This is a genomic window from Flavobacterium azizsancarii (genome assembly GCF_027980145.1).
In the GTDB taxonomy this organism is placed as follows: Bacteria; Bacteroidota; Bacteroidia; order Flavobacteriales; family Flavobacteriaceae; genus Flavobacterium; species Flavobacterium azizsancarii.
This window is the reverse complement of the sequence record NZ_JAMZNK010000010.1, coordinates 133097-145280: the sequence shown is the minus strand read 5'-3', so window position 1 is coordinate 145280 and position 12184 is coordinate 133097. Positions and strand designations below refer to the sequence as shown.

General features: G+C 35.2%; 11 protein-coding genes and 1 tRNA gene. All 12 read right to left on the bottom strand.

Annotated elements, in window-relative coordinates:
• Window positions 1-358: 358 nt before the first annotated feature.
• A complete protein-coding gene (locus NJT12_RS08865; RefSeq protein ID WP_271335532.1) occupies window positions 359-1441 on the bottom strand; it encodes a site-specific integrase in 1083 nt (360 codons plus the stop codon).
• Window positions 1442-1851: 410 nt separating this feature from the next.
• Window positions 1852-3162: a site-specific integrase gene (locus NJT12_RS08860; RefSeq protein ID WP_271335531.1), complete on the bottom strand. Its 1311-nt coding sequence runs from the start codon at window positions 3160-3162 to the stop codon at window positions 1852-1854.
• A gap of 291 nt (window positions 3163-3453) precedes the next feature.
• Window positions 3454-3538 (bottom strand) — tRNA-Ser (locus tag NJT12_RS08855).
• 139 nt (window positions 3539-3677) lie between these two features.
• Window positions 3678-4076, bottom strand: a complete 399-nt coding sequence (locus NJT12_RS08850) for an acyl-CoA thioesterase (protein ID WP_271335530.1) — start codon at window positions 4074-4076, stop codon at window positions 3678-3680.
• A 9-nt stretch (window positions 4077-4085) separates the two neighbouring features.
• Window positions 4086-5219, bottom strand: a complete 1134-nt coding sequence (gene ribB / locus NJT12_RS08845; RefSeq protein ID WP_271335529.1) for a 3,4-dihydroxy-2-butanone-4-phosphate synthase — start codon at window positions 5217-5219, stop codon at window positions 4086-4088.
• A gap of 2 nt (window positions 5220-5221) precedes the next feature.
• A complete protein-coding gene (locus tag NJT12_RS08840) occupies window positions 5222-6676 on the bottom strand; it encodes an LptF/LptG family permease (RefSeq protein ID WP_271335528.1) in 1455 nt (484 codons plus the stop codon).
• 8 nt (window positions 6677-6684) lie between these two features.
• The gene (gene lolA1, locus NJT12_RS08835; RefSeq protein WP_479686985.1) at window positions 6685-7311 is read right to left on the bottom strand and encodes an outer membrane lipoprotein periplasmic chaperone LolA1; all 627 of its coding nucleotides are present in this window, start codon (window positions 7309-7311) and stop codon (window positions 6685-6687) included.
• Window positions 7312-7384: 73 nt separating this feature from the next.
• On the bottom strand, window positions 7385-9832 hold the full coding sequence (locus NJT12_RS08830; protein ID WP_271335526.1) for a DNA translocase FtsK: 2448 nt from the start codon (window positions 9830-9832) through the stop codon (window positions 7385-7387).
• A gap of 18 nt (window positions 9833-9850) precedes the next feature.
• On the bottom strand, window positions 9851-10225 hold the full coding sequence (locus tag NJT12_RS08825; RefSeq protein WP_271335525.1) for a diacylglycerol kinase: 375 nt from the start codon (window positions 10223-10225) through the stop codon (window positions 9851-9853).
• Window positions 10226-10235: 10 nt separating this feature from the next.
• Entirely contained in the window at window positions 10236-10733 is a 498-nt protein-coding gene (tpx, locus tag NJT12_RS08820) for a thiol peroxidase (protein WP_271335524.1), read from the bottom strand.
• A 718-nt stretch (window positions 10734-11451) separates the two neighbouring features.
• Window positions 11452-11709: a DUF6952 family protein gene (locus NJT12_RS08815; protein ID WP_017495510.1), complete on the bottom strand. Its 258-nt coding sequence runs from the start codon at window positions 11707-11709 to the stop codon at window positions 11452-11454.
• A gap of 108 nt (window positions 11710-11817) precedes the next feature.
• Complete coding sequence (locus NJT12_RS08810; RefSeq protein ID WP_041519142.1) at window positions 11818-12126, bottom strand: thioredoxin family protein; 309 nt, start codon at window positions 12124-12126, stop codon at window positions 11818-11820.
• Window positions 12127-12184 lie beyond the last annotated feature (58 nt).

Below are 12184 nucleotides of genomic sequence, written 5' to 3'. Positions count from 1 at the left end.
CAACATGAAAAAATCAATAGTTTTTAATCGTTAATTAACCACAAAACTTGGTGGTCAATTTGCTCCGGAATTAGGTGGTCAGTTTGCTCCGGAACGGGTGGTCAATTTACTGGTTCTTCGTCAATTTTGGTGAAAGGAAGAAGCCAAGTTTATTGCTAAAGTGGATTGTTAATGCTAAAATGGTTGATAATCCAGGTTTCAAAATTTTTGCTGAAAATCTATTAAGAAATTACGCTTCTATTAATAATGCCTTGTTTACCCCCATATCTATTAGCAAGCAAATTATAGACTAGTTTAATCGATTATAAATGGAACTGTAAAATTCGATTTAGATCACCAAAATTGACGAAGAACCAATTTACTCCGGAATTAGGTGGTCAAATTGACCGGTTTTTCCAATATGCGTGTTTAATGTAAAAGGAAAGCCGCACAAGACTGCGACCTCTTTTAGATACTCATTCATTTTCTGGTTGGATGAAACAGGAAGCACGGTTCCACGCTGGATACACAGCGGGTGCTCTTTATATTTTTCAACTATTTTCAGTGCTTGGGGAAGAAGAGGGACATTAAATGATGAGTTTGTTTTCTGCCTTTCGGACATAATCCATAGATTTCCATCAATGCCTTCTTTGATATCAGTTTTCTTTAATTGATAAGCGTCTATGTAAGCCAGGCCAGTGTAGCATTGGAAGACAAATACATCCCTTACGACATTGAGCCTGTCAGTTGTGAAATAATGACTTTCAAGTTCGTACAATTCCTGCGCGGTGAGTGGTTTTTTTACCAGTTTTGTTTTACGTGCCTTAAAGTTCTTAAATGGGTCCTTGGTGATTAACTCCTTATCAATGGCGCGGATTACAATCTTTTTGAAATTTGCAATATACTTTAGGGTGGTGTTGTTGCTGCAGTCGCGTACAGTTCTAAGGTAAAACTCGAAGTCCTTTACAAACTCAAGATTCAAATCCGCAAATTCAAGATCGTGCTTTTTAAGCTTGAGTTTTATAAACGCAGTCAAATGGTTTTTAGTAATGGTAAACCGGTCAAGGGTGCCTTTTGCATAGCCTTTTCCAAGAAGCGCCTCCATTTCATCATTATGCTTCTGAAATTCTTCGAGCACCTTAATCTTTGGCGCGGTCCTTCCCAGAACCTCGTCCATAATTTTCTCAGCGGTTATGGTTTTGCCGCTGTACATCATTTCGGTTTTTATTTCATTGATTTTTAAAGTCAGCGAATCCAAAAAAAAGTTCAGCGACTTTGCATCTTCCTTTGAGCCGACCGCTCTTTCGAACCTTTGATCCCATCGAGTATTATCCCATTTTCTTTTAGTTGAGCTTTCCTTACGGATACCGTCAACAGTTATTCTGAAATATACGATCCATTCTTTACTTTCTATTTTGGGTCTTTTTAAAAAGAATCCCAAACCAAAACTGCTTTCCAACATAATCCTACTTTTTAAATTAATAAATGTAGAATAATATTACTGCCAAATCAAGTCGTTAATCTCGTTAACCCCCATGATATATGGGATTTTTACTATTTCTGGTGCACTTTTCAGCGCGCCGGAAAGTGCACCGATTCTGCACCTTTAATTTTGTGAGGATTTATAAATATTGAAAACAGGCCTAAAATAAAAAAAACCTGCAAATCGTTGAATTTGCAGGTCTTCAGACATTTTTTGTGGCTTTTTGAAAAGATTGAAAACTTTAAGTTTTCCGCCTTTTAGGCCTTTCCGTGGGGAGAGCAGTATTGCAACCCATGAGGTATCAATTTAACATATTAAGATAGGAATTTATTCTTCGTTTTTTATCCCTGACGAGGTAGAATATTAGCTATTAAACCTTCACTTTTGTATTAGGGTGCTTTAGTCCTATATTTACCTTTAATTAATTGAATTTCTTTTTCAAGTTTCTCAAGCGTGCTTATATCTTCTTGAGAAATCTCAGGTGTCTGCTGATTGAGTTTTTGAGTTAGCACAGACATTTCCCGTCCTATAGTGGCTTGTTCTGTTATAGCGTAAGATTCAGTCTGCTTGACTGATGAATGCCCTAGCATTTCCTTTACAACATTAATAGGGACATTATTGTTTAATGTTACAGTGCTTCCAAATGTTCTGCGGGCCATATGCGTATTGAGCGTGAAGGGAAAACCGCATAATTCAGCAATTTCTTTAAGGTATTCATTCATTTTCTGATTTGATGAAACCGGCAGTACAGTTCCGCGCTTAAGACATATGGGATGATCTTTGTATTTTTCAAGAATTTTGATAGCTTTTGGAAGAAGCGGAATTCTTGCCGTAGAATTTGTTTTCTGTCTTTCAGATAAAATCCACTGATTTCCGTCAACACCATCTTTTATGTCAGCTTTCTGGAGCTGAAATGCATCAATGTAAGCAAGTCCCGTGTAGCACTGGAAAACAAAAATATCCCGCACGGTATTGAGTCTTTCAGTTGAAAACTGGCGTCTTTCCAGTTCGGCTAATTCTTTTGCTGATATAGGCTTCTTTACAATTTTAGTTTTCTTTCCTTTAAAATTCTTAAATGGATCTTTAATTATGATTTCTTTATCTATGGCTCGTATTACAATTTTCTTGAAATTGGAAATGTATTTGAGTGTGGTATTATTTGCGCACTTCCTTACCGTGCGAAGATAGAATTCAAAGTCTTTTATGAATTCAAAATTTAAATCAGCAAATTCAAAATCACTCGTATTGTATTTGAATTTAATGAAAGCCGTTACGTGATTTTTAGTGATATTGAATCTCTCCAGTGTCGCTTCTGTATATCCGTTGCCAATTAAGGCTTTCAATTCATCATTGTGTTTTTGAAATTCTTCCAGTACCCTGGCTCTGGGAGTTATTCTTCCCATGACATGGTCCATAATCTTTTGGGAAGTTATGGGTTTTCCGGTGTACATAATTTCTGATTTGATTTCATGGATCTTCATAGCGAGTGAGTCCAGAAAAAAGTTCAGGGATTTTGCGTCTTCTTTTGTACCTGTTGCTCTCTCGGTTTTCTGGTTCCAGCGCTCGCTGTCCCATTTCCGTCTTGTGGATGCTTCTTTCGGGATTCCGTCAACGGTTATCCTGAAATAAACGATTCTAATGTTACTCTCATTGCGGGCTGCTTTCAAAAAGAAAATTAACCCAAAGCTGTTCTCTAGCATAATTCAACTTATTAGATTAGTAAATGTAGAATTATAACCTCATTTAAACAAGATGTAAACGTGCTTAACCCCTTTGATATAGGGACTTAAGATGAAATTTTGTGGCACATTTTCGAAATTTCCAAGTGTGCCACGAATGTGCCACAAATATTTTGTTCGATTTTATAAATATTGAAAAGTGGTATAAAAGAAAAAACCCTGCAAATCGTTGGATTTGCAGGGTTTACCGCTCTTTTTGGCCATTTTTGAAAACTTTGAAAATCTTGTTTTTCTTTTGTTTTCGGGCCTTCGCGGAGAAAGAGGGATTCGAACCCCCGGACCTGTTACAGTCAACAGTTTTCAAGACTGCCGCATTCGACCGCTCTGCCATTTCTCCAGTATGTTGCGATCATTTGATGATTGCGAGTGCAAATATAGTGCGCTTTTCCGATTATAAAAACTTTTTCGGTGATTTTTTTAAGATAATTTTTAAGTGTCTAATTACCAGTATTCCGAAAAAGAGATTTTGATAAAAATTATTCCAAATCGTCTAAAATCGGTGTTGGTTTTTTGTTTTCGTCTACCGCAACGAACGAAAAAGTTCCTGAAACTACCGTTTCGCGAAGTTCTGAATACATTTGTTCCATGAAAATATCAACGTGAATTTTACAGCTTGTTCTTCCAACGCTATCAACTTTTGCTACCAATTCGATTAAAGTACCAGCCGGAATTGCTTTTTTAAAGTCAATTTGACCTGTAGATATTGTTACTACTTTTTTACGGCTAAAACGGGTAGCACAAATAAAAGCAACTTCATCCATGAGATGTAATGCTGTACCTCCAAATAAAGTGTCATAATGATTTGTAGTGCTCGGAAAAACCGCTTTAAAAATACGTGTCTCAGATTTTACAATTCTTTCTTCTAAAGTCCCCATATTCATATATTAGTAGCTTACGTATTCTGTGATTTCAAGTCCATATCCAATCATTCCCACACGTTTTGTTTGTTCAGTGTTTGAAACTAATCTTATTTTAGAAATATCAATGTCATGCAAAATCTGCGCTCCAATTCCGTAATCTTTGCTATCAATGATCACTTTTGGTGCTTTCATTATTCCTTCTGCCTGAAGTGTTTTAAGCTCAGCAATTCTATTCAATAAGTTTACTGCTGTCATATCCTGGTTAATGAATAAAACGGCACCTCTGCCATCTTCATTGATAACCTTAAACATATCATCTAATTGTTGCTCGGCATTATTGGTCAAAGTTCCCAATAAGTCATTATTTACCTGAGACGAATTGATTCTCGTTAAGATCGGTTCCCCAAGATTCCATGTTCCTTTTGTTAAAGCAATATGAATTTGTTTGTTTGTAGTTTGTTCGTAAGCTCTCAGTCTAAAAGTCCCAAAGCGAGTCTCGATATCAAAATCTTCTTTTTTTACAATCAGGCTATCGTGCTGCATTCTGTAGGCAACCAAATCTTCGATTGAAACTAATTTTAAATTAAATTTCTTAGCGACTTTTACTAATTCAGGTAAACGGGACATGGTTCCGTCCTCATTTAGAATTTCGCAAATTACGCCAGCCGATTTAAATCCGGCTAATCTTGCAAAATCAATTGCAGCTTCTGTGTGTCCGGTTCTTCTTAAAACACCACCTTGTTTAGCTACTAATGGAAAAATGTGTCCTGGTCGTGCTAATTCATGTGGTTTTACATTTGGATCTGTCAATGCTAAAACTGTCTTAGATCTGTCAGCAGCAGAAATTCCTGTTGTAACTCCATGTCCTTTTAAATCAACTGAAACTGTAAAGGCAGTTTCCATATGATCGGTATTATTGGTAACCATTGGTCTTAAATCCAATTCTTTGCAACGGCTTTCAGTTAATGGAGCGCAAATTAATCCGCGTCCGTGAGTAGCCATAAAATTGATCATTTCAGGAGTCACTTTTTCGGCTGCTGCCAAAAAATCACCTTCATTTTCGCGATCTTCATCATCGACTACAATGATTACTTTACCTTGACGAATATCTTCTATAGCTTCTTCAATAGTATTCAGTTGTATTTTTGTTGTTGACATAGTTATTTTTTATTTTGAGCAGGGAAAAACCGCTCTGAAATTTTTTGGAATAATTGTAAAATTGGAGTTGTAATAGCATCAAAGTTGATTAATCCGTTGTCGTTTGTTGCACGATACGTTAATAAGACAGCTAATGGTAATAATACAAAAGAGGACATCCATGAACCCATAAATGGAGACATTGCAGCTTCTTGGGAGAGTCTTTTTCCAAAAGTATTGATAAAGTGGAAAGTAATAAAGATTAAAACGGCAAAAACAATTGGTAAACCAAGTCCGCCTTTTCGAATAATAGCACCTAATGGAGCTCCAATAAAAAACATTAAGAAACAGGCAAATGCAATTACGAATTTTTCGTATAAAGCAGTTAAGTGTTTATTGATTTCACGCTGTTTGTCTTTTAAATCTTTTTGAGTTGATTCAATCGAATAGATATTGCTGGTAACATTGCTGCCTGCCATTTTTAGAATATCGGCCTTCTGTTTATTTGTATATAAAGATAAAATATTATTAGGCAAAGCCTTTTTCTTTTTATCAGTTTTTACAGGAATTGGAGATTTTCTAATTCCAACACGCTGATTGATGTTTTCTGAAAATGAGATAATTTCATTCTCCATGTTTTTATTTAACGAATCTAAAGTATAGCGTAATTCGTTAACATTCAGCATTGCATTGGTGCTTCCTACATTTTCTTTGTCTTCGTCGACCTTGTTTAATTCAGATAAATCAATGTTGATAATCTGCTTTTTAAAAGAGCTTTTTATAAAAGGAAGTTTAGCGCGGTCTTCATATTTTTTTGGGGTTACATCCTGATAGTAATAGCCATCATTTAAAACCAGTTTTAAAATACTTGACTTTTCGCTACTCATTAATTTACCATCTTTTGCTTTGATAACGGTTTTGTTTTCGCCAACGTTATTTGGTTTTTCGTGAATAGTAACTCCGGTCAGAATGTTTCCGTTCTCACCTGATTTTTTATTTACTTTGATGTTATAAAAGCCAACATCGTTAAACTGACCTTCGGCAATTGCCATTGCAGGCTTGGCCTGGGCGATGTTTTTTCTGAAATTTATAAATTTATATTCGGCGTAGGGAATCACATTGTTGGCGAACCAAAATGCCACGATGCTTAAGACAAATATAAAAGCAATCAAAACCCTCATGGCTCTCTGAAGAGATATTCCGGAAGATTTCATAGCTGCGAATTCATAATTCTCAGCTAAATTTCCAAAAGTCATAATAGAAGCCAGTAAAACCGATAAGGGTAAAACCAAAGGAATTATTCGGGGCATCGAGAATAGAAGGAATTTTACAATCAAAATCAAATCAAGATCTTTACCTGCAAGTTCAGAAATAAAGAGCCATACGGTTTGAAGTATGAATATAAAAAAAAGGATTACAAATACCGTAGTAAATGTAATCAGAAATGTTTTTAGTAAATATTTGTCTAAAATTTTCAACCTTGTAATTAGTCTAATTTATTGATGTAGTATTTTGGATATTTGCTCGCTACAAATGTAAATTGATTTTTTGATAAAGGCTGATTGGTTTTAAAAGAATTAACGGTTAAAGTGGTTTTTGTTCCATTTTTACCAGTTTCGATTAAGTTGTAAATGTGTTTTGTCTGGACATCAATACCTAAAAGAATCTCTTTTCTTTGATCTTTTGCGTTTGTAGGTGCTAATTTAATGTATTGAATTTTTCTTCCCTTTACATTTTGTACAATATCCATATTGTATTTGTATCCGGAATTAAAAAAAGTAAGCATTTTTGACGGTGTTATAGCAGCGTCATCTTTTTCGTTTACTTTAGAAACCGTAACTTCTTCGTCTTCGGGAACTATAGTGTATGTTTTTTGACCATCAAATATTTTAGTAACCCCCATGAAATTAAGAACATATTGATTGCCTTTCATTGTTACGTTTCCTTTACTGTCCTGATTGATGTTTTCTTTGGCATTATTCAAAGAATATTTAAAATCAATAACAATATTGTCGTAACTTTTTATTTTAGCAGTCACTTCGTTCAATAAATCTTTGGCTTTTTTATCCTGAGCCTGAGTAGAAGTGAAGCTCAATAGCAATATAACAGCCATTTGAAAGCACTTTTTAGTCAACTTAGTAATAGAATTGTTTGGGATTTCCTGAATTTTTGTTCTCATGATAGGATTAATTTTGTTCATTATTAAAAAATTGATCAAGAGCACTTAAGTCAGATATGTTCACACTTCTTGCTTTACTGCCTTCAAACGGACCAACAATTCCAGCTGCTTCCAGCTGATCGATCAAACGACCGGCTCTGTTGTATCCTAATTTTAATTTTCTTTGCAATAATGAAGCAGAACCTTGTTGTGCATTGACAATAATCTCAGCAGCTTCTCTAAATAAGGTATCTCTGTCGGAAATATCCACATCAAGATTAATGCCAGTTTCTTCTCCAACAAACTCGGGAAGCAAATAAGCTGTGGCATATGCTTTTTGCGAACCAATAAAATCCGTGATTTTTTCTACCTCAGGAGTGTCAATGAACGCGCATTGTACACGAACGACATCATTTCCGTTGGTATATAATAAATCTCCACGACCAATTAACTGATCAGCTCCTTGTGTATCCAGAATAGTTCTGGAGTCAATTTTTGATGTTACCCTAAAAGCAATTCTGGCAGGGAAATTCGCTTTAATCAAACCTGTAATAACGTTTACAGATGGTCTTTGTGTTGCGATAATTAAGTGAATACCAATAGCACGCGCCAATTGAGCCAAACGCGCAATCGGGATTTCGACTTCTTTACCGGCTGTCATTATCAAATCGGCGAACTCATCGACAACCAATATAATATACGGTAAGAATCTGTGTCCGGCTTCAGGGTTTAATTTTCTGGCTTTAAATTTATCGTTATATTCTTTGATATTACGAACCATTGCATCTTTCAATAATGAATAACGATTATCCATTTCAACGCAAAGTGAGTTTAAGGTATTTACCACTTTCGCATTGTCTGTAATAATTGCATCATCAGTATCCGGAAGTTTGGCTAAATAATGTCTTTCAATTTTATTGAATAATGTTAACTCTACTTTTTTCGGATCTACCAGGACAAATTTTACTTCGGCTGGATGTTTTTTGTATAAAAGTGAAGTTAGAACGGCATTTAATCCAACAGATTTTCCTTGTCCTGTAGCTCCTGCCATCAATAAGTGAGGCATTTTTGCTAAATCGACAACAAAAGTTTCGTTTGAAATTGTTTTTCCCAAAGCAATTGGTAATTCCATTTCAGCTTCCTGGAACTTCGCAGAACCGATAACGCTTTTCATAGAAACCATTGTTGGGTTCTTGTTTGGAACCTCGATACCAATCGTTCCTTTTCCTGGGATAGGAGCAATAATACGAATTCCTAGTGCCGAAAGTGATAAAGCGATATCATCTTCCAAACTTTTAATCTTAGAAATTCTGATTCCGGCTTCCGGTACAATTTCGTATAAAGTTACCGATGGTCCAACGGTTGCTTTAATCTGTGCAATTTCAATTTTATAGTTACGAAGTGTATCTACAATTTTGTTTTTATTTTCTTCTAATTCTTCCTGATTAATTGTAATTCCTCCAGTCGAATATTCTTTTAATAAATCGATGGTTGGGAATTTATAATTCGATAAATCCAATGTTGGATCAAATAATCCAAAATCAGCAACCAGACGTGAAGCCAGGTTTTCTTCGATAATATCTTCTTCTTCGGCTTTTTCGATAACAAATTCTTCTACGTGTACAGGAGGAGTTACTGTTGCCGGTTTTATTTCCATTTGAACAGGTTTTACAACCGGATTCAAATCTATTTCTGATGAATGAGAAATAGTAGGCTTTAGGGCTTCTTTGTTGATTTCGAATTGTGTAACATCAGATTTTAAGTGAATATTATCTAATTCGGGATCTTCTTCAATAACAAATTCTTCAAGATTATAAGCACTTTCTGCCTGTTGCGGTTTTAGAGAACCCAATTCTGATTTGAACTCTTTTTTAGTAGAATCAAAATAGGACTGAATTTTCTCGGGAGATAATTTAATTTTAAAGATCAGATAAATAATTAATCCAAAAAGCAATGTCAGTAAAGTACCTGTTTTTCCGATGTAATCCTGCAGAAATAGATTTAACTCATATCCAATTGTTCCGCCAAGTTCAGGTGCTGAAGTTGCGAAAAAGCCAAATAAAATTGAAACTATAATAATGGCAAATATATCCCAGAACCAGATGTTTTTTAGTTTTTTCAGAGATAGCTCTAAAGCTAGAAACATTCCCGTTAAGAAAAAGAGTCGAACCAGTAAAAATGAAGCGATACCGAAACCTCTGTATACGAGTAAATCGGCAAGATAAGCGCCAAATTTTCCTAGCCAGTTTTGTACCACTTCAGAGCGATCGCCAAGTTGGCTTACCGCGCTTTGGTCAGTCTGCCATTGTCCGTTGACATAAAAAGAAATAAATGCGACTAATAATGAGATAGAAAATAGTACCAAAAGACAGCCCAAAACAAAACGTTGCTGTTTGTTGGGTCTCCAAGATTTTAGCGTCTCAGTTTTTAATCCGTTTTTTTTGTCTAAAGTTTCTTTTTTTGTTGTTTTTGCCATTCTTGCGTTGCCTGTTGCCTATATGAATTTTGGGATATAAATGATCAAGCCTATTGCTATTGCTGTCATTGCGGCAAAAAATACCGCTCCTGCAGCAATATCTTTAATAAAACCGATTCTTTCATGATAATTAGGGTGAATGAAATCGGCAATTTTTTCTACTGCCGTATTCAGTCCTTCAACACTTAAAACTAAACCTATGGCTACTGTTTGACATAGCCATTCGGTTTGTGAAATATGAAAATAAAACCCGGCAATGGTCATTAAAATCCCCAATGAGAATTGAACCATAATGCTGTGTTCCGTTCGAATAAGTTTTACAGCTCCGTTAAAAGCATAAGACATGCTTTTTAATCGGCCAGTAAAAAAAGTATTATCTTTTTGAAATTCCATTTAAAGGATATTATAGTGCCGCTAAAGCAGCTTCGTAATTTGGTTCATTTGCAATTTCAGCAACTTGTTCCGTGTGAGTGATTTTTCCGTTTTCATCAACAACAATAATCGCTCTTGAATGTAAACCAGTCAAAGGTCCGTCAACGATTTCTAAGCCATTAGCTTTTCCAAAAGTTCCGGCTTGAAAATCAGATAAGTTAACTACATTTTCTAATCCTTCAGCTCCACAAAAACGTTTTTGAGCAAATGGTAAATCTCTTGAAATACATAAAACAGTTGTGTTCTCTAAATTGCTTGCACTTTCGTTGAATTTTCTAACAGAAGTTGCGCAAGTTCCTGTGTCAATACTTGGAAAAATATTTAAAACTAATTTTTTTCCTGCGAAGTTACTTAATGAAGCAACTGATAAATCGTTTTGTACTAATTTGAAATCAGCAAGTTGTGATCCAACTGTTGGTAATTCGCCTGAAGTATGAATAGGATTTCCTCCCAATGTTATTGAAGCCATGATTTTTAATTTTTTATGAGGTTCAAAAGTAAGGATTAATATTTGAATCTAAAAGTATTTGTTGTGGGTTTAAGTATAGATTAAGATGTGAATTTGTCTTTGCGAAGAACTGAGCAATCTCATATAGGATTGCGCATATTTTGCCCGCGGATGACGCAGATTAAACGGATTATTACGGATTTTATTGTTGTTTTATGTTATCCCGGGGAATGTGGGATCTCCGGAAGCGATTATTTGATTTAGGTGTCTTTGCGAGGAACGAAGCAATCTCACTAACGATGAGACATAAAATTGATTTTGTAAATGTAGCTGCTTCGTTCCTCGCAATGACTTTGCTTGCGGTTATGATTGCGAAAGATAGATTTTAATCCGTTGAAAAGAACAAAAGATTTGGTGTTATCATGGAAATCGCAATGACAAGATTACGCTGAAAACTGAGACTGAGAATGAAAACCATTTTCTTGCTCTCGCTCAAATGATTTTTAGAATTTAGATTTTAAGATTTATGCAGTTTGTCAGGCTGAGCGGAGTCGAAGCTCACGTTCCAATTGGCGCGCCCTTCGACTCCGCTCAGGGTGACAAAAGATAATAATGCATGTCTCAGGATGAGGAAGTTGAGATAAATTGAAAGCTACAACTGAAAGTTTGAAACAAAAAAAACGCTTTCTTGGAATGAAAGCGTTTCTTAGGTCATGTTTTTTTAATTTGTAGTGCTCGATTATTTATCGATAGAGCCTAAAACACGTTTCATGAACGCATTTAAAGCTTCTTTTTTATCTGTGCCCTGAACTACCATTTTGTGTACTTCAAGTGCACCATACATATTGGATATTAATTCGCCAATTACATCTAATTCTTCATCTTTTAGAGAAGGAATTTCAGTCATTGCTTCAAGAACTTCTATCGTTTCAATGATATAATCCTGATCGTTTTCTTCGATGAATTGGGTTAATTGCTTTATTACGGGTAACTTCATAATTAGATTTCTTAGATTTTTAGACATTCTTAGACTTCTTAGATTTTTTTTGAAACTTTAGACAACATCTAAGAAGTCTAAAAATCTAAGCAAGTCTAACCAATTTCATTAAGCAATAGCGTTTACCAAGTCGATTAAAACTTCTTGTTTGTTAGTTTGAGTTTCTCCAACTAATTTTCCGTTTACGAAAGTAGCGAAAGTAGGCAAGTTGCTTACATTGGCTAATTTTCTTGATTCCGGAGAATTTTCAGCATCAACCAAAACAAAAGTGATAGCTTCATTTTCTGTGGCTAATTTTTTGAATTTTGGTTTCATAATACGGCAATTTCCACACCATGAAGCTGAATATTGTACTACTACTTTTTCGTTTTTAGCAACTAAATCTGCTAACGTATCTTCGTTTAAGTCGATTAACATAGTTTTGTTTTTTAAGGTTCTGAGGTGCTGAGTATCTAAGTTGCTAAGTTTTTTTTAG